The organism is Gaetbulibacter sp. M240 (assembly GCF_043876815.1).
Taxonomy (GTDB): domain Bacteria; phylum Bacteroidota; class Bacteroidia; order Flavobacteriales; family Flavobacteriaceae; genus Gaetbulibacter_A.
The window spans coordinates 635,937-654,131 of record NZ_JBAWKA010000001.1 but is presented as its reverse complement, the minus strand read 5'-3'; the positions used below and the strand labels follow the sequence as shown (position 1 = coordinate 654,131).

Genomic DNA, 18,195 nt, shown 5'->3' with positions numbered 1-18,195 from the left:
TATTACAAGGTGTTCAAAAGTGATCTATACGTCTAATAAACCGTTGGTTTTACGCACGCCTTCCGCACTAGCCTGCATATGTGCTTTTTCAGCTTCGCTTAACGGTACATCAACAATCTTTTCAATACCATTTTTACCTAAAATCACAGGCACACCAATACAAATATCATTAAGCCCATATTCACCCTCTAAAAAGGTAGAACAAGGGAACATTTTCTTTTGATCACAGGCGATGGCCTGCACTAAGCCACTTACCGCAGCTCCTGGAGCGTACCAAGCAGAGGTTCCTAATAATTTGGTTAGAGTTGCACCTCCAACTTTGGTGTCTTCAGCAACCTGATTCAATCGGTCTTCACTTAAAAATTCAGAAACTTTAATACTGTTTCTGGTCGCGTGCGAGGTTAAAGGCACCATTCCGGTATCACTATGACCTCCAATCACCATACCATCTACATCACTAATAGGGGCATCTAAAGCTTCCGCTAAGCGGTATTTAAAACGAGCGGAATCCAAAGCACCACCCATCCCAATAATTTTATTTTTTGGAAGATCCGATGTTTTGTGCACCAAATAGGTCATGGTATCCATTGGATTACTCACCACAATAATAACTGCGTTCGGCGAGTTTTTGATGAGGTTCGAGGACACATCCTTTACGATACCTGCATTTATTCCAATGAGCTCTTCACGTGTCATACCTGGTTTTCTTGGGATCCCTGATGTAATAACACAAATATCACTATCGGCTGTCTTACTGTAATCGTTAGTTACTCCAGTAATTTTGGTATCAAAACCATTTAAAGAGGCACACTGCATTAAATCCATGGCTTTTCCTTCGGCATAACCTTCTTTAATATCTAATAACACAACCTCGGAAGCGAAATTTTTAAAGGCAATATACTCTGCACAACTGGCGCCAACTGCTCCTGCGCCTACAACGGTAACTTTCATAAGATAATTTTTATATGTTTTGATTAAACTTGCTTAATTGGTAACATATTCATTGTTTAAAGATAACTAGCAAATGGCTGTATAAAACAATGAAAGTCACGCAAAATTACGAATTAATAAGCGTTAAATAAAAAAAGGCACAAGATAAAATCCTGTACCTTTTAATAAGTAACAATAACTAAACTAACTAAAACTAATAATCACTATTAATGAAAATTAAAAACTAAATTTTTTATCTGAAACCGAAATTAACTCCGACTGAAAATGCATTGTAATCTGAAATATGATACTCTGCGTTCAATCTGAAGAAACTCAGTTTTAATTTTGTTCCAATGGTTCCTCTCACAGCTGAAACTTTACTGGATACCGAAAACGGATCTGTAATGGTTTGCTGAAACAAGGGGCCGTTATTTACGGTATAACTACCTAACAAATCAGAATTTGATTTTCCCGATATATACCCCAATCCACCATAGAAATTAATAACTGGTAATTTGGTTGAGGCTATAAGTTGTAATAGAACGGTATTGGTACCTGTCTCTAATCGTTGATCATTACCACTAATACCTGAGGAATCAGTAAGATTATACTTTCCATCTAAATGAGTATAAGCCACCAAACCAGAAATTGCAACAGGCAATAATTTATCTGCAGGTAACCATTTGGTAAATTCCATTTGTATCCCAGCACCATACATTTTAATCGAAACATCATCTGTTTTAATCGATGGTATGAAACGGGCTTTTACTTCAATTCCTTTAACTAGTCCAATAGCCCCTTGAATAAAGGCTGTGGGTAACAAGTTTCCGGTACTATTACCGATGCCACCTGGAAGGGTAATGGTTTCCTGTTGTTCTCCCAGAATTGGATCATCGTAGGTCACGATAATATCTATATTCTGGTTATTATCACCCAACGCTGAAGCCACCATTTTTGCACCAGAAGGATCCGAAGGATCGTCAAAGGTCACTGTAAAATCTTGATCCGGACTATTATAATCGGCCATATCCATTAAAAACGACTTATGCTCATCTTTAAAAACAGCCGCATTCGCGATTAAGGAAATTTCAAATCCGCCCAAAGGTTTTGCATCCGCAGTATTGAACCAACCGGCATTCATACTATGAATCAATCCATCGGTTGCTGGTGAGAGATAATCATTAGCAAATCGCTCTGCATTATCTACTCCGGCAGCTAATAAAGCATCAATATCCTGAGCTTTTGAGGAAAGTGTTGCCAAACAAAGCAACGAAAATAAACATAACTTTTTCATTTATAACATAGATTTGGAGATACAAACATAGTAAAAATTTCATACAAAACAACATTTAATCGAAAAAAAATGCATTTTACCGATGTTTTTATCAGGTTAAACTTAAAATTTTGCTCTTACACTCACATTTGGGGTTAGCCCAAGTGTTGTATTAATTATCTGTATGGTGGAATTTTCGTCCTGAGGATTCACCTCATAATATCGGTTAATACTATTTTGACGAATAAAAGGGTGGATTCGAGCTTCTCAAAAATTCTATATCTTTACACAATAATAGTAACGCTAATTTAACGTTGTTATTAATTGAATTGAAACCACAAACATAATAATTACGTACATGTTATGGATAAAAAAACAGCTGATCACCTCGTAGGCAGATGTTTAAAAAACAAAACCCAAATGAAACGTAAACTCTTAATTATTTTTTCATTTATCACTGTAGTTTATAGTTGTTCCAATGATGAACCGATAAACAGCCAGGATACTACGTTCATAAATAAAGCACTTAACAGACAAACAACTGGAAGTTCGGCGAATGATCTACTTTCAGATGATAAATTTACAAGTATGATTATAGAGTTGGTTTATGTTGAAGGTTATGCTCCTGACCCTGCTACAGAGACCAATTTCTTGAATTTATTACAACAACGCATCTATAAGCCTGGAGGTATTACAGTTGAAAAACGTTCGATACCATCTCCAGGAAAGGATGTTTACACTATTCAAGATATCGCTCAAATTGAACGCGATAACCGCCAGTACTATAACGATGGTGATACCATTGCCGTTTGGGCCTATTTTTCGGATGGAAAATCAGATAGCGATTCTTCTGATAATAGAACCGTTATTTTAGGGACGGCTTATTGGAATACCTCGTTTGTAATTTATGAGAAGACATTGCAAAGCTTTAGTGGCGGAAACTTTGAGCCTAGTCAAACGCTATTGGAGTCTACCGTTATTTTTCATGAATTTGGTCATATTTTCGGTTTGGTGAACTTAGGATCATCCATGCAAACCGACCATGAAGATCTAGAGCACCCAAAACATTGCACGGTTGATACCTGTTTAATGTATTGGGCTACCGAATCAGCTATAGGTGTTGCCGACTTCGCTAATATGAATGCACCTCCGGATTTTGATGCACAATGTATAGCCGATCTGCAGGCTAACGGGGGTAAATAATATTAAACCAAAAAAGACTCGGAAATTGTTAAATAAAACGTCAAAGACGATTTTAACTAAATCCATCTTTAAAATGAATAAAAAAGGCTGTCTTGGAATAGACAGCCTTTTATTTTTTATTCTAATTTAAATTACACATCGATATTCGCATAAATAGCATTCTTCTCAATAAACTCACGACGTGGTGGAACCTCATCTCCCATAAGCATTGAGAAAATTCTATCAGCTTCCGTTCCATTATCGATATTTACTTGTCTTAAAGTTCTAAACTCAGGATCCATGGTAGTATCCCAAAGTTGTCCAGCGTTCATTTCACCCAAACCTTTATAACGCTGAATTCCGGCACTTCCACCAAATTCTTCGTTAATCTTATCTCGTTCTTTATCACTCCAGGCATATTGCTTTTTATTACCTTTCTTCACGAGGTACAAAGGCGGCGTAGCAATATAAACATGACCGGCTTCAATAAGTTCCTTCATATATCTGAAGAAGAAGGTTAAAATTAAGGTTGCAATATGAGATCCATCGATATCAGCATCACACATAATTACAATCTTGTGATAGCGCAATTTCGATAAGTTCAAAGCTTTACTATCTTCCTCAGTTCCTATAGTAACACCTAAGGCTGTGAAAATATTTCGGATCTCCTCATTTTCAAAAACCTTGTGGGTCATCGCCTTTTCTACATTTAATATTTTCCCGCGAAGCGGAAGAATCGCCTGAAACTTTCTATCACGCCCTGCCTTGGCTGTTCCACCTGCGGAATCACCCTCTACAAGAAATACTTCACAAAGAGACGGATCTTGTTCGGAACAGTCACTTAATTTCCCTGGTAATCCACCAATACTCATCACAGTTTTACGCTGAACCATTTCACGCGCCTTTTGAGCTGCGTGGCGTGCTTGAGCAGCAAGAATCACTTTTTGAACAATGATTTTAGCATCATCCGGATGTTCTTCTAAATAATCGGTAAGCATTTCTGATACTGCCTGACTCACAGATGCGGAAACTTCACGGTTACCTAATTTGGTTTTTGTCTGACCTTCGAATTGTGGCTCGGCTACTTTTACCGAAACGATAGCTGTTAAACCTTCTCTAAAGTCGTCTCCCGCAATGTCGAATTTCAATTTATCCAACATACCGGATTCATCGGCATATTTTTTAAGCGTATGTGTTAAACCACGACGAAATCCAGATAAATGTGTTCCTCCTTCATGCGTGTTAATATTGTTTACGTAGGAATGAAGATTTTCAGCGTAAGAAGTATTGTAAACCATAGCCACCTCAACAGGCACACCATTTTTCTCCCCTTCAAAGGCAATAACATCGCGCATTAAAGGTTCTCGGTTACCATCTAAATACTTGATAAATTCCTTTAAACCTTCTTCAGAATAAAAGGTTTCTCCTTCAAACGAACCATCATCTTTTTTATGACGTTTATCTACCAAATGAATGGTTATACCTTTATTCAAGTAAGCCAGTTCACGCATTCTACTTGCTAATGTATCGTAACTATACTCCAGGGTTTGGGTAAAAATAGTAGCGTCTGGTTTAAAGGTCACTACGGTTCCACGCAGGTCGGTTTCACCAATAGCTTTTACAGGATATAAAGGTTTTCCGCGCTCATATTCCTGTTCCCAAACAGTTCCGTTTCTGTATACCGTTGCTCTTAAATGCTCTGATAAGGCATTAACACAACTTACACCAACACCGTGCAATCCACCTGATACTTTATAGGAATCTTTGTCAAACTTCCCTCCAGCTCCAATTTTGGTCATTACAACTTCCAGAGCAGAAACGCCTTCTTTTTTATGAAGATCTACCGGGATGCCTCGTCCATCATCTTCAGTGGTAATGGAGTTGTCTTCGTTAATGGTTACCGTAATTTTGTTACAATGGCCAGCCAGCGCTTCATCTATGGAGTTGTCAACAACCTCATAAACAAGGTGGTGTAATCCACGTGTACCGACATCACCAATATACATGGATGGACGCATGCGCACATGTTCCATACCTTCTAAAGCCTGAATACTATCAGCAGAGTAATTATGCTTGTTAAATTCTTCTTTGGGTTCGCTCATCTTTTATATTTTATCTTAAAATTTAGTTTGCTTTCATCAAAAAAAAAGATGCCATCTAGCATCCTTTTGAATACAAACAAATATAAGAATTTATAATGCCTTTTTAAAGCTTTTTATCGCATCTTTAAGATAATTATCAACATTTGTTAATTACTTAAAAGTGCCTTAAAACAGCTAAAAAGGGCCTTAAAATGAATTTTACTTAATTTTAAAGACTTACTCGATTGGTATTTTTTAACAAATTGCTTAAATCGCTTCTAAGCATTTATCAACCATTAAAAATGGACCCAAAAAAGCATCAAATTCTGCTAAAAAAAAGTTTTTTTTCCTTTAAAAATACCACAATTCGTAAACTTAGTTTTAAAACCTTACCAAAAAGCCGTTAATCCACAAAATTCTTAAGGATTCATGTGTTAAATTCATAATTATGTAACCATTTGTATTTCATATTCAAAAGACCATAATCTGTTTTATTTTTAGAAGTGATAAGTTGTTTACTCCTTAAAAACTTTCGTAATTTTACCCCCTTATTAAAATTAGAATTTAACACTGAAAAAAGACATGAGTAAGATGATGACAGTCGACGTATTGTCGAGTATTAAAGGAGCAAAGCCGAGTGCGGCCGTGAACAAATTATTTGACGTTATTAAAAACGCCCAAACAAATAATAATAACACCTCTTTTAATAATAATCATAATAATCCTGTGTCTATAAATGACCTAAGAGCAGATGTGGTCGTGGCGAGTTCTGACATTGAGAAGGAAATCATCAAAGAGAATTTTCCTAAAGAGAAGGATGGTTATTTAGTTGTTTCAAAAGTTATTGAAGAATAATCATGGAGTCTCAAATATTAAAAATTCATCGACAATTGGTGAATAAAGACGTGTCCTGCACCGCACTGATTCAGGACAAATTGGATGCACTAGCTGCTAACACGCATCATACCGTAAATACTTTGCTACCTGATTATGCTTTGGCTCTTGCTGCCAAAGTTGATGCTAAAATTTCTAATGGTGAAACCATAGGAATCTTGGAAGGCATTCCCTTTGGAATTAAGGATGTATACATGCTGCAAGGCACTTATGCCACGGCGAGTTCGAAATTATTACAAAACTACAAATCGGCTTATACGGCCACAGCTATTCAAAAATTATTGGACCTGGGCGCTATTCCTATTGTAAAAGAAAACTGCGATAGCTTTGGCCATGGTTCTTCAAGCGAGAATACCATTTTTGGTGCTGTGAAAAATGCCAAAAATCCAGATTTGGTGGGTGGTGGTTCTAGCGGAGGCTCTGCTGTAAATGTCGCCAAAGATTTTACTGTATTCTCTATTGGTGGTGATACCGGAGGCTCCATTCGTCAGCCAGCCGGATATAACGGTGTTTTTGGCTTTAAACCAAGCTACGGACGTATTTCCCGTTATGGTTTGATGGCCTACGCCTCATCTACGGATTGTGTTGGACCCATTGCAAAATCGATTGAAGATATCCGTATCGTGCTTAACGCCATGAGCGGTAAAGACGTTAAGGATCAAACAACTTTCGAATCGACACCTATAAGCGAGGAAATAATTTCAAAAGAAAATACTGTAAAAACCGTAGGATATTTTAAAAACTTTATCGAAAGTGATGCCATTAATCCTCAGATAAAGGCTGATTTTTTAAAAATTATCGAAATCTTAGAAGCTAAAAAAATAGAAGTAAAAGCCTTAGATTTCTTTGATTCCGAAACTTTGGTTTCAACCTATTATACGCTCGCAATGGCTGAAACAGCGTCGAACCTCTCACGTTTGGACGGCACAAACTATGGCAATCGTATTGAAGCGGATTCATTAAAAGAATCCTATGCTGTGACCCGGTCTGAAAACTTTTCAGAAGAAAGTAAACGTCGTATTGTAGGCGGTAATCAGGTATTATCACAGGGCTTTAGTGACGCCATTTACCTAAAAGGATTAGAGTTGCGTGATGCCATTTCGGCTAACTTCGAATCTGATTTTAAAGCAGTTGATATTATTTTATCACCGGTTACACCAAATACGCCTCCTAAAATTGGTGACAGTTTAAAAGATCCTTTGGCGATGTATTTGTCAGACGCTTATACCGTAGGATTCAGTTTAGGCCAATTACCAACCTTAACCATTCCTCAAGGCACAGAGACCGGTTTACAGATCACAGCGGCAAAAACTAAGGACGCCCTTGTATTGCAATTTGCTAACACTTTAAAAACACTATTGTAATGGAGTTAGAAGCAATTGACAAGGCACTGAAAGCCCACGATTTGGAGCTCGTTATCGGTTTAGAAACCCACGTGAGATTAAACACGAAAACAAAATTATTTTGTTCATGTGCCAATACGGAAACAGACGAACCGAATACCAATATCTGTTCTGTATGTACAGGGCAAATGGGTGTTTTACCAGCCATTAACAAGGAGGCGATCACGAAAGCCATTTATTTTGGAAAGGCGGTAAAATCGTCGTTTGAAAATGAGATCATTTCCTGGGACCGGAAACACTATGAGTATCCGGACAACCCTAAAAATATTCAGATCACACAGTTTCATAATCCTATTATTCCTGACGGACAAGTATCTTGCTTTAGAAATGATGGGTCGCAGTTTACAGTGAATTTAACACAGGTTCATATTGAAGAAGATGCCGCCAAGTTACTTCATGAAAAAAACAACTCTTTAGTCGATTTTAATAAGGCCGGGGTACCATTAATTGAAATTGTCACCGAACCCTGTATTCGCCATATTGAAGATGCATCGATCTATGCACAATACATTCAACGAATCGTTCAGAATTTAGGGGTGTCTGAAGCCAATTTGGAAAAAGGGGAATTTAAATCGGATGTTTCGATCTCACTTCGAAAAAAACATAGCTACAATTTAAATCCACGTACCGAAATTAAAAACCTGAACTCTTTCAAGTTTATGGTGGAGGCTCTAAAGGAAGAGGTTGAAAAGCAACTGGATTATTATCTGGAGAATAAAACTTTTAGACCGGATCAAACCACCGTATTATTTGATGCCGATTTGAAGCAAACCAGAACCATGCGTAAAAAGGAATACGAAGCGGATTATAGATTTATCCGTGAACCGGATTTACCTTTTGTTACGATCAAGGAGGCCGTGGATGCTATACAAGTAGACACATCTACCCTTCCTTTTGCCGTGGAGTCTATCCTGATCAATGGCGGTGTTTTACCACAAGATGCCAAGTTTTTTACTGCGGATGCGCTTCGATCTAAAACCTTCATGACTTTTAATGAAGCCATTCAAGATCCGTCATATGTTGCCAAAACATTGGCAAACAATATAAAACCTGAAGATTACGATAAAATTCAAAACCCATCGGATTTTATTGATATTTTCCAGCGCTTCAAAGCTGAGACCATTACTGCTGTTCTGGCACAACATGCCTTTAGCGAATTAATAAAAAACCCTGAATTCGACTACAAGGCGTACTTTGAGGGACATAGTATTTCGGATGCCACAATCGAGAATGCTATCCAACAGGTAATCTCTGAAAATAGGGTAATAGCTGACGAAGTTGCCGCAGGAAACCATGGTAAAGCCGGTATTTTAGTTGGAAAAGTTATTGGTATCATTGGCAAAGGCGCACCGGGTAAAGTGATCCGTGAACGTATTATCGCAGATCTATCTGGAGAAAGATCCTTACCTGCTACGGATCAGATTTCAACAGAAAAGCCCAAGATCAAAAACATAAAATCCACAGTAAAACCTGAAGAAATCCTTCCGGAAATTCCTATGGTTATTAAAGACAGCTATCGGACACATCTCGCTTCACAACTGTCTGAAGAAAGCATTGAACAGGAGGTAACCCTATCTGGTTGGGTATCTAGTGTCAGAGACCACGGCGAGCTTATTTTTATTGACTTACGAGATTCGAGCAATGAAATTTTTCAGGTGCGTTTAAGTCGGGAATCCTTTCCCAATTTAGACGAATTAGTGAAGTTGAAACCCGAATCGGTCATTATGGTTTCCGGAACAGTTGTTCAAAGAAAAGCTGATGATTATAACAAAGCGTTACGAACCGGAACTATCGAATTAGAGGCCGTAAGTTTGGATATATTGAACCTTTCCCGAACATTGCCATTCGAAATAAAAAGGGCTACAAAAACGAACGAAAACACACGATTCCAATATAAGTTTTTAGATCATAGGAATCCTGATGTACGTCGTGCTATTGTAAACCGCCACAAGGTGATTAAGTTACTACGAGATGTTCTGGATCGTGCCGATTTTCTGGAGATTGAAACACCAATCTTGAGTGCAGGAACTGACGAGGGCGCGCGCGAATTTATTGTACCCACACGTAAACAATCCGGAGCCTTTTACACCTTGCCACAGGCACCCCAGCAGTTCAAACAAATGCTCATGGTGAGTGGCTATGAAAAATATTTCCAGATCGCACGCTGTTTCAGAGATGAAGATTCTCGTGGTGATCGACAACCGGAGTTTACGCAACTGGATCTCGAAATGGCCTTCGCGAGTATGGAGCAGATCATCGATCTGAACACCAAGATGTTCAATGAAGTCGTAACAACGGTATACGGCAACAAATGGCAGCTTAAACCATTTGAGGTTTTAACGCACAAGGAAGCGATGGATTATTATGGTTGCGACCGTCCGGATTTACGCTTTGGTTTAAAGCTTCTCGATATTACTGAAATTGTAAAAGACACTACATTTCAGGTGTTCAGCAAACCTATCGATGCCGGAGGAATAGTTAAATGCATCAAAGTAACTGCCGAAGAACAAGGTAAAAAACGTTTATCAAAAGGACAAATCGAAAAACTAACGAGCATTGCGCAAGAACACGGTCTTGGAGGTTTAGCCTATATCATAGTAAATAAAGAGGGATTACAATCTCCAATTATCAAGTTCTTAGGAGAAGACATCGCCACAAATATTATTGCAAAATCTCAAGCTCAGGTTGGTGATATTGTATTCTTTTCTGCGGCTGATTATGCTACTGCCAACAAAGCTTTAGATGCGGTTCGCCAGGAATTGGGGGCCATGTTGAAACTTATCAACCCCAAGGAATTGCGTCCGGCATGGGTGATCGATTTTCCAATGTTTGAACGAACTGAAGAAGGTCGGTGGACGTTTACTCATAATCCATTCTCAATGCCTGCAGTTAAAGATATTGACAAGCATATGCGAGGTGATGATAAGGAAATTGGCAATATAATTGCCCAACAATATGACCTGATCCTAAATGGTTACGAAATTGGAGGTGGTTCTGTACGGGCTCACAAGCCGGAAATTTTAGAAGCCACTTACAGAAATATGGGATATTCGAAAGATGACATGCTTAAAAGTGTTGGGACCATGTACAAGGCATTTCACTATGGTGCACCACCACATGGCGGAATTGCCTGGGGTATCGACCGCTTGATGATGATCCTTGAGAAAAAAGCATCCATCAGAGAAGTGATGGCTTTTCCAAAAACAGGAACTAGTGAAGATCTATTATTTGGTGCGCCCTCAACCCTTTCTCTTAAAAAAGTTGAAGAGATGAATGTCACGATTCTCAAAAAATAAAGACATCAATACCTATTAATTTTTAAAATAGCTTCGGTTCGTTCTGAAGCTTTTTTATTTATAAATAAATGGAAAAACAAACTTTAACAGTATATGGTAACTTTTATAAAAACTTTAAGAAAAATTACACTTACTTTTATTGAAAATAAAAACTAATAACTATGAAAAAAACAACACTAATTACCACAATTTGCATGGCCTTAACCATGCTATTTGCCTTAAATGTAAATGCACAAAAGTTTCCTAAGTTGGATGCAAGTCCTATGGATGCTGCAGCTTTCCCTACAAGCTACAAAGAGGCAAATAAACTAATAAAAATTATTTACAGCAGACCCCAATTAAAAGACAGAGACTTAAACACGCTTGCCCCGGCAGGTAAAGTTTGGCGTACTGGTGCTAATGAAGCTGCACAGCTTACCTTGTACACCGATATGAAATTAGGAGACACTACTGTAAAAGCTGGTACTTATACATTTTATACTATTCCAGGCGAAGACGAATGGACTGCTATTGTGAGCACCGATTTAAATACCTGGGGCTCTTATTTTTATGATGAAGCTAAAGATGTAGCACGTATTACAGTGCCGGTATCTAGTGGCGACGAATCATTAGAAGCATTTTCAATTGTATTCGCAGGATCCGATGAAGGTGTCGACATGCATTTAGGTTGGGGTAACAAACGTATTACTGTGCCTTTTACAAAAGCATAAAATCCAATTTTGGATAATTAAAAAAGGTTCAAGCGGTTTAGCCACTTGAACCTTTTTTATTTGGGATTTTCTTTTTATTCTAGGGAATATTCAAATACTTATGGGTTTGTAAGGACACTTTCCATTTCGGGTTTTTCATAACATAATCCACGATTTCAGGAACCACTTTATCTCGTTTGCTCCATTCCGGTTGTAGATATAAGATACAATCTTTATTCACCTTAGAAGCTTGTTCTTCCGCAAAGCGGAAATCATCTTTATTATACACAATAACCTTCAACTCATGCGCCTTAGCATAAACCTCTTTTGTTGGTAACTTTAATTTTTTAGGCGACAAACAAATCCAATCCCAGGTTCCTGTAAGTGAATAAGCACCAGAGGTTTCTATATGAACCTTCAAATTATTATCTTTTAATAGTTTGGTTAAAAAAGACATATCCCACATTAATGGTTCACCCCCCGTAACAACAATGGTATCACTATATTTTTTAGCATTTTCTACTATTTTTATTGCCGCTGTTGGCGGATGAAGATCCGCGTTCCAGCTTTCTTTAACATCGCACCAATGGCATCCCACATCACAGCCTCCCAGACGAATAAAATAAGCTGCCGTTCCTTTATGATAGCCTTCACCTTGAATGGTGTAAAACTCCTCCATTAAGGGCAACATTTCGCCTTTATCCACCTGTATTTGCATATCTTTATTCATAGGGCGCAAAGATACGGTATTGCCCCGAAATTATTCAAAGTTTTATATATCTTGTTCCAAGGTATTCAAGCAGAATAGTTATTTTTATAAAAAATTAAATCGATGTCAAAGACCGAGGACTTTTTCAATTACATCACAGCAGGTTATACTACTAAAGGAGATTATATTCCTGTAGGGGCTGCGATGCTAGACGGGGAAACCATTACTGGAGCTCATATTAAAATTCCATTAAAAACCATGAACCGTCACGGCCTTATTGCTGGCGCCACTGGTACAGGAAAGACAAAATCCTTGCAGGTTTTAGCTGAAAATCTCAGTGAACGTGGGGTTCCTGTTTTACTTATGGATATTAAAGGTGACCTTAGTGGTTTGGCGCAACCGAGTCCAGGACATCCAAAAATTACCGAGCGTCACGAGAAAATTGGTTTACCTTTTGATGCAAAAAAATTTCCGGTGGAGATTTTAACATTGTCGGAACAGAATGGTGTTCGGTTACGGGCTACCATAAGTGAATTTGGCCCGGTGTTACTCTCAAGAATTCTCGATTTAAGTGATGTTCAGGCCGGTATCGTTGCGGTACTTTTTCAGTATTGTGATGACAATAAGCTTCCTATTTTAGATTTAAAAGACTTTAAAAAAATCCTTCAATACGCCACAAATGAAGGTAAGGAAGAATTCGAAAGATCATATGGCCGGATTTCAACGGCTTCAACCGGTGCCATTTTACGTAAAGTTGTGGAATTAGAGCAACAAGGTGCCGATCTGTTTTTTGGTGAAACGTCTTTTGAGGTTGACGATCTGCAGCGTATCGATGAAGACGGAAGAGGCTACATTAATATCATCAGACTTACCGATATACAAGATAGACCAAAACTTTTTTCCACCTTCATGCTGAGCTTATTAGCCGAAATATATTCAACATTTCCAGAGCAAGGCGATAGCGACAGACCGGAATTGGTTATTTTTATCGATGAGGCTCATCTGATTTTTAACGAAGCTTCCAAAGCACTCCTAAATCAGATTGAAAGTATTGTGAAACTGATTCGAAGTAAAGGTGTTGGGCTATATTTTGTAACTCAGAATCCTACTGATGTGCCTGAGGAAGTTCTGGGGCAATTAGGCTTAAAAGTACAACACGCCTTGCGAGCCTTTACAGCCAATGATAGAAAAGCTATTAAACTAACAGCTCAAAATTATCCGGATTCGGATTATTACGATACAACAGAAGTACTAACTTCATTAGGCATTGGAGAGGCCTTGGTCTCTGCCTTAGATGAAAAAGGTCGTCCTACTCCTTTGGCAGCCACGATGATGCGTGCACCAATGAGTCGGATGGATGTACTTAGCGACACTGAACTAAGTGACTTACTGGGAGGATCGGCGCTGGTGAAAAAATATAACGACACCATAGATCGTGAAAGTGCCTATGAATTACTAAACACTAAAATTGCCAAAGCAGATGCTGAAGAAGCAAAAGAAAAAGCCAAAAAGGAACAAGAAGCTTTAGACCGAGCTTCTTCAAAATCATCACGACGCTCCCGAGGCCAGTATCAGCGTATGGATCCTATTGTAAAAGTACTTACCAGTGCAACATTTATCAGAAGCGTATTTGGTATTTTAACTAAAGTGTTAAAAAAGTAAGTTTTTAATCCATGAATCCATTTCTTTCAAAAATTCTAGTCGATATGGCTAGAAAAAAAATACGAGCACGAAGAAAAGTTGATAAACCTATCAGCAAAAAAGAGATTGTCCCCTTAGTTAGAAAATTCCAGGTAGAATTAACTCATGCCGTTAGGGAGTATATTTTTATAATTATCGGTGTGTTTTCGGCTGGATTTGGCTTAAAAGGATTCTTACTGCCTAATCATTTTATAGATGGTGGCGCAACTGGGATTTCATTACTTTTACAACACATCACTCATTTAGAATTAGGACTTATTTTAATTGTTGTGAACCTCCCCTTTATATTTCTAGCTTCAAAAACAATTGGCAAAAAATTTGCTATTAAAAGTATTCTCGCAATACTTCTTTTAGCACTTGTAGTTCACTTTATTGATTACCCTACCATTACCGAAGATAAATTATTGATCGCCATTTTTGGAGGCTTCTTTTTGGGCCTGGGAATTGGCATGTCTATGAGAGGAGGAAGTGTTATTGACGGCACAGAGGTTTTGGCCATTTACCTCAGCAGAAAGCTATCTATGACCATAGGAGATGTTTTATTTCTAATCAATATTTTAATCTTTTCTGTAGGCTCTTACGTACTGTCGGTAGAGATTGCATTATACGCCATTTTAACATACTTATCGGCATCAAAAACTGTAGACTTTGTTGTAGACGGATTCGAAGAATACATAGGTGTTACTATAATTTCTAATAAAAATGAAGCATTAAAGCATATGTTAACCGAAAAACTTCAAAGAGCCTGCACCATATACGCAGGAAAAGGAGGTTATGGTACTTCGGGGAAAAGTTATGATAAAGATATTATTTATACCGTTATTACGAGATTAGAAATTCCAAAACTCCAAACAGAAATTGATAAAATAGACAAAAAAGCTTTTATTATTATGGGCGTTGTAAAAGATTTAAAAGGCGGTATGATTAAGCGAAAACCCTTAAAAGAAGAGCATTAGCATATGTCAAAATAACACACGATCTAAAAACATTCCTTTTTAGTTCCCTCTAACGAACATAAAGTCATTAAAAAATAATTAAATCAATAACTAATTTTAAAAACTATTTATGCGACAATCCCTTTTAGGTATCTTACTTATTACCCTGGTTACAATCAGTTGTAAAAGAGAACAAAACCCGTTCGAAATTTCTAAACATCATGTTGGTTTGCTTACCGACTCCACACAAGTTAAAGATCTGGAGGCTATTTTCCCCAATGATTCAATCGTTACCAATACCGATAGCGATGCATTTTTAGGCGCAAATTACGACTATGAGATTTTTGATAAAAGCGGAAATAAACTATTGATCCTAACCCCTAAAAGTGCCATGGACTCTACCTCCGTTATTCAATCCGTTCAAATTATGGATCCTCGATTCAAAACCAATGCAAATATAACGACGGAAAGTACCTTTAAGGATATTTCAAATGCTTACAAAATTTCAAAAATCAATAACATGATCAATTCAGTTCTGATCAGTGTTAACGATCTGAATGCCAGTTTTTCAATAGATAAAAAAGAACTTCCGGCCAATTTAAGGTTTGATATGGACATGAAAATAGAAGAGACCCACATCCCCGACAATGCCAAAATAAAATACTTTTTCATTAACTGGAATAACTAAAATCATGTCAAAATACACCGTGCAAAAAGCACCCTTTGTGGTACCAACCGATGATGGCAAGCTAATCCAAGAACATTTCGGTTTAGCCTCAGATGGTAATACAAAAATCAGCATTGCCCACATGAAAGCACCGGCGGGTTGGAGCGAGCCTTTTCAAACCCCGGAATTTGATGAATATACGTTTATCATAAAAGGCAAAAAACAGTTTATTATTGAAGGAGAAACCGTGGTTCTTGAGGCAGGGCAATCGATCAAAATCAAAAAGAATACGCGTGTACAATACTCCAATCCCTTCACGGTACCTTGTGAATATATTGCCATTTGCACACCTGCTTTTTCAATGGATATGGTAAACAGAGAGGAATAAATGGAAAAACACCTCCCTAAAATAATTGGCTTTTTTATCAATGTGATTGAGGTTTTCTCTAGATCCTATGCTGCTAAATTAGCTATCAAACTTTTTGGAACACCCCGAAAAGGACGTTTAAGTGAGGATGAACAAGCGTTTTTGAAGGAAGCCAAACACGATACTTTTTTATGTCTGGATTTTGAAATTCAGACCTACAAGTGGCAAGGCAAAAAAGATACTATTATTTTAGCTCATGGCTGGGAAAGTAATACCTACCGCTGGAAAGACCTCATCCACACCCTTACAGCCTCAGATTTTACAGTAATTTCATTGGATGGTCCTGCTCATGGTAATTCTTCCGGAAAACGATTCAATACACTTGATTATAGTGCGTGTTTGGCCGAGGTAGCTAAAAATAATAAAGCTGATGTGATCATCGGACATTCCGTAGGTGGTATGGCCACTATTTTTAGTATTAGTTTTCATAAGGTTTCTAATCTAAAAAAAATTGTGCTATTGGGAGCGCCATCAAACTTTTCAGGTGTTTTAAACCGCTATGGTGATTTCATGGGCTACAATAAACGTGTTATGAATGCTATTGAAGCTCAAATTGAAAAAGAGTTCAACCATCACCCGAATTATTTTAATACCTCAGAATTTTCAAAAGACATTTCAGCCGAAGGCTTAGTTATTCACGATAAAAAAGACCCTATTATTCCTTTCCGTGATGCGCTAGATTATAAGGACCACTTTCCAAACGCAACACTCATAGAAACTAAAGGTTATGGTCATGGTCTAAAATCCGATGAAGTTTACAAACACATCACTAAATTTTTAATGGCTTAAGTTTATCGTATTTTTGTAACACTTATGAGCGAACAGGAACTTACACGTATAAATAAATTTTTGAGCGAAGCAGGCTATTGTTCGCGGAGAAAAGCCGATAAACTTATTGAAGAAGGTCGCGTAACCATTAATGGCATTGTTCCGGAAATGGGCACTAAAATAGCTCCGGGAGATGTGGTAGCTGTAGATGGAGAGGTGGTTAAAAACAATAAAGAAGCTTTTGTTTATCTAGCCTTTAACAAACCGGTAGGTATTGTTTGTACCACTGATACGCGGGTAGAAAAGGACAATATTATTGATTATATCAATTATCCGAAACGTATTTTTCCTGTAGGACGCCTGGACAAAATGAGTGAGGGCTTGATACTTTTGACCGATGACGGCGATATCGTGAATAAAATTCTCAGAGCCAGTAATAATCATGAGAAAGAATATATTGTTACTGTAAACAAACCGATCTCGCAAACCTTTATTGACAGAATGCGTGGGGGTATTTATTTGGAAGACCTACGTCAAAAAACCAAAAAATGTGTGGTAGAAAAACTAGATTCTTTCACATTTAAAATTATATTAACCCAAGGATTGAATCGTCAAATTCGACGCATGTGTTCTTATTTAAATTATGATGTTCAATCGCTGAAACGGGTACGTATTATGAATGTGACTCTGGATGTGCCCGTTGGGCAATATCGCGAGCTCACAAAAACAGAACTCAAAGAGTTGAACAAGCTCATTAGCGATTCAAGCAAAACACATATTCCGGGAAAACCAAAAAACTAGTATTATGAAAACAACATTATCACCCTTTCATCTGGCCATTCCTGTTCATAATTTAGGAACCTGCCGTGCTTTTTATCGAGACATACTAGGTTGCGAAGAAGGCAGAAGTGATACCCATTGGGTAGATTTTAATTTTTTTGGACATCAATTGGTGATCCATTACAAACCTAAGGCCAACGACAGCTCCTTGCACACAAACCCTGTTGATGGCCATGACGTTCCTGTACCCCATTTTGGAGTGGTTTTGGACTGGGATGTTTTTCATGTTTTTGCAGAAAATCTAAAATCAAAGAATATTGACTTTGTTATCGAACCCTATGTTCGTTTTAAAGGAAAGCCCGGAGAACAAGCGACCATGTTCTTTCACGATCCTGCAGGAAATGCTTTAGAGTTTAAAGCTTTTAAGGATTTGAGTATGATTTTCGCTACCTAAGTAATA

16 protein-coding genes are annotated in these 18,195 nt (G+C 37.8%); 12 read left to right on the top strand and 4 right to left on the bottom strand.

Going from position 1 to position 18,195, the window contains the following annotated elements; genetic code table 11:
* Positions 1-24: 24 nt before the first annotated feature.
* Together mdh and V8G61_RS02840 are read right to left on the bottom strand one after the other, a co-directional pair.
* Positions 25-951: a malate dehydrogenase gene (gene mdh / locus V8G61_RS02845; RefSeq protein WP_394873915.1), complete on the bottom strand. Its 927-nt coding sequence runs from the start codon at positions 949-951 to the stop codon at positions 25-27.
* A 232-nt stretch (positions 952-1,183) separates the two neighbouring features.
* Complete coding sequence (locus tag V8G61_RS02840; RefSeq protein WP_394873914.1) at positions 1,184-2,224, bottom strand: DUF6588 family protein; 1,041 nt, start codon at positions 2,222-2,224, stop codon at positions 1,184-1,186.
* A 399-nt stretch (positions 2,225-2,623) separates the two neighbouring features.
* On the opposite strand from V8G61_RS02840, the gene V8G61_RS02835 reads away from it, so the two are divergent.
* Positions 2,624-3,406, top strand: a complete 783-nt coding sequence (locus V8G61_RS02835; RefSeq protein ID WP_394873913.1) for a membrane metalloprotease — start codon at positions 2,624-2,626, stop codon at positions 3,404-3,406.
* A 131-nt stretch (positions 3,407-3,537) separates the two neighbouring features.
* On the opposite strand, the gene gyrB is transcribed toward V8G61_RS02835, so the two are convergent.
* A complete protein-coding gene (gyrB, locus tag V8G61_RS02830) occupies positions 3,538-5,487 on the bottom strand; it encodes a DNA topoisomerase (ATP-hydrolyzing) subunit B (RefSeq protein ID WP_394873912.1) in 1,950 nt (649 codons plus the stop codon).
* A gap of 561 nt (positions 5,488-6,048) precedes the next feature.
* Between gyrB and V8G61_RS02825 the strand changes: the two genes are divergently transcribed.
* From V8G61_RS02825 to V8G61_RS02810, 4 genes are all read left to right on the top strand, one after another.
* Positions 6,049-6,321 carry a hypothetical protein gene (locus V8G61_RS02825; protein WP_394873911.1) on the top strand — a complete coding sequence of 91 codons (273 nt, stop codon included), beginning with the start codon at positions 6,049-6,051 and terminating at the stop codon, positions 6,319-6,321.
* A gap of 2 nt (positions 6,322-6,323) precedes the next feature.
* Positions 6,324-7,724 (top strand): amidase family protein, encoded by a 1,401-nt coding sequence (locus tag V8G61_RS02820; RefSeq protein WP_394873910.1) that lies wholly within the window; start codon positions 6,324-6,326, stop codon positions 7,722-7,724.
* Entirely contained in the window at positions 7,724-11,059 is a 3,336-nt protein-coding gene (gene gatB/aspS, locus V8G61_RS02815; protein WP_394873909.1) for a bifunctional amidotransferase subunit GatB/aspartate--tRNA ligase AspS, read from the top strand. The genes V8G61_RS02820 and gatB/aspS overlap by 1 nt, the downstream gene beginning before the upstream one ends.
* Positions 11,060-11,220: 161 nt before the next feature.
* A complete protein-coding gene (locus V8G61_RS02810; protein WP_394873908.1) occupies positions 11,221-11,769 on the top strand; it encodes a DUF2911 domain-containing protein in 549 nt (182 codons plus the stop codon).
* Positions 11,770-11,848: 79 nt separating this feature from the next.
* Here the strand turns inward: V8G61_RS02810 and V8G61_RS02805 are convergent, their stop codons facing one another.
* Positions 11,849-12,478 (bottom strand): 7-carboxy-7-deazaguanine synthase QueE, encoded by a 630-nt coding sequence (locus V8G61_RS02805; protein WP_394873907.1) that lies wholly within the window; start codon positions 12,476-12,478, stop codon positions 11,849-11,851.
* A 102-nt stretch (positions 12,479-12,580) separates the two neighbouring features.
* On the opposite strand from V8G61_RS02805, the gene V8G61_RS02800 reads away from it, so the two are divergent.
* The 7 genes from V8G61_RS02800 (at position 12,581) to V8G61_RS02770 (ending at position 18,189) form a co-directional block, all read left to right on the top strand.
* Entirely contained in the window at positions 12,581-14,119 is a 1,539-nt protein-coding gene (locus V8G61_RS02800) for a helicase HerA-like domain-containing protein (protein WP_394873906.1), read from the top strand.
* Between the two features lie 11 nt (positions 14,120-14,130).
* Complete coding sequence (locus V8G61_RS02795; RefSeq protein WP_394873905.1) at positions 14,131-15,114, top strand: YitT family protein; 984 nt, start codon at positions 14,131-14,133, stop codon at positions 15,112-15,114.
* A 109-nt stretch (positions 15,115-15,223) separates the two neighbouring features.
* Positions 15,224-15,781: a hypothetical protein gene (locus V8G61_RS02790; protein ID WP_394873904.1), complete on the top strand. Its 558-nt coding sequence runs from the start codon at positions 15,224-15,226 to the stop codon at positions 15,779-15,781.
* Between the two features lie 4 nt (positions 15,782-15,785).
* Positions 15,786-16,148 carry a cupin domain-containing protein gene (locus V8G61_RS02785; protein WP_394873903.1) on the top strand — a complete coding sequence of 121 codons (363 nt, stop codon included), beginning with the start codon at positions 15,786-15,788 and terminating at the stop codon, positions 16,146-16,148.
* On the top strand, positions 16,149-16,976 hold the full coding sequence (locus tag V8G61_RS02780) for an alpha/beta fold hydrolase (protein ID WP_394873902.1): 828 nt from the start codon (positions 16,149-16,151) through the stop codon (positions 16,974-16,976).
* Positions 16,977-17,000: 24 nt separating this feature from the next.
* The gene (gene rluF / locus V8G61_RS02775) at positions 17,001-17,756 is read left to right on the top strand and encodes a 23S rRNA pseudouridine(2604) synthase RluF (RefSeq protein WP_394873901.1); all 756 of its coding nucleotides are present in this window, start codon (positions 17,001-17,003) and stop codon (positions 17,754-17,756) included.
* Between the two features lie 4 nt (positions 17,757-17,760).
* A complete protein-coding gene (locus V8G61_RS02770) occupies positions 17,761-18,189 on the top strand; it encodes a VOC family protein (RefSeq protein ID WP_394873900.1) in 429 nt (142 codons plus the stop codon).
* Positions 18,190-18,195 lie beyond the last annotated feature (6 nt).

What these genes read in the sequence shown, in the direction of transcription:
- V8G61_RS02810 (WP_394873908.1), top strand. Translation starts at nt 11,221, where the DNA reads ATGAAAAAAACAACACTAATTACCACAATTTGCATGGCCTTAACCATG.
- V8G61_RS02800 (WP_394873906.1), top strand. Translation starts at nt 12,581, where the DNA reads ATGTCAAAGACCGAGGACTTTTTCAATTACATCACAGCAGGTTATACT.
- V8G61_RS02840 (WP_394873914.1), bottom strand. Translation starts at nt 2,224, where the DNA reads ATGAAAAAGTTATGTTTATTTTCGTTGCTTTGTTTGGCAACACTTTCC.
- rluF (WP_394873901.1), top strand. Translation starts at nt 17,001, where the DNA reads ATGAGCGAACAGGAACTTACACGTATAAATAAATTTTTGAGCGAAGCA.
- gyrB (WP_394873912.1), bottom strand. Translation starts at nt 5,487, where the DNA reads ATGAGCGAACCCAAAGAAGAATTTAACAAGCATAATTACTCTGCTGAT.
- V8G61_RS02780 (WP_394873902.1), top strand. Translation starts at nt 16,149, where the DNA reads ATGGAAAAACACCTCCCTAAAATAATTGGCTTTTTTATCAATGTGATT.
- mdh (WP_394873915.1), bottom strand. Translation starts at nt 951, where the DNA reads ATGAAAGTTACCGTTGTAGGCGCAGGAGCAGTTGGCGCCAGTTGTGCA.
- V8G61_RS02805 (WP_394873907.1), bottom strand. Translation starts at nt 12,478, where the DNA reads ATGAATAAAGATATGCAAATACAGGTGGATAAAGGCGAAATGTTGCCC.
- V8G61_RS02825 (WP_394873911.1), top strand. Translation starts at nt 6,049, where the DNA reads ATGAGTAAGATGATGACAGTCGACGTATTGTCGAGTATTAAAGGAGCA.
- V8G61_RS02785 (WP_394873903.1), top strand. Translation starts at nt 15,786, where the DNA reads ATGTCAAAATACACCGTGCAAAAAGCACCCTTTGTGGTACCAACCGAT.
- V8G61_RS02835 (WP_394873913.1), top strand. Translation starts at nt 2,624, where the DNA reads ATGAAACGTAAACTCTTAATTATTTTTTCATTTATCACTGTAGTTTAT.
- V8G61_RS02795 (WP_394873905.1), top strand. Translation starts at nt 14,131, where the DNA reads ATGAATCCATTTCTTTCAAAAATTCTAGTCGATATGGCTAGAAAAAAA.
- V8G61_RS02770 (WP_394873900.1), top strand. Translation starts at nt 17,761, where the DNA reads ATGAAAACAACATTATCACCCTTTCATCTGGCCATTCCTGTTCATAAT.
- V8G61_RS02820 (WP_394873910.1), top strand. Translation starts at nt 6,324, where the DNA reads ATGGAGTCTCAAATATTAAAAATTCATCGACAATTGGTGAATAAAGAC.
- V8G61_RS02790 (WP_394873904.1), top strand. Translation starts at nt 15,224, where the DNA reads ATGCGACAATCCCTTTTAGGTATCTTACTTATTACCCTGGTTACAATC.
- gatB/aspS (WP_394873909.1), top strand. Translation starts at nt 7,724, where the DNA reads ATGGAGTTAGAAGCAATTGACAAGGCACTGAAAGCCCACGATTTGGAG.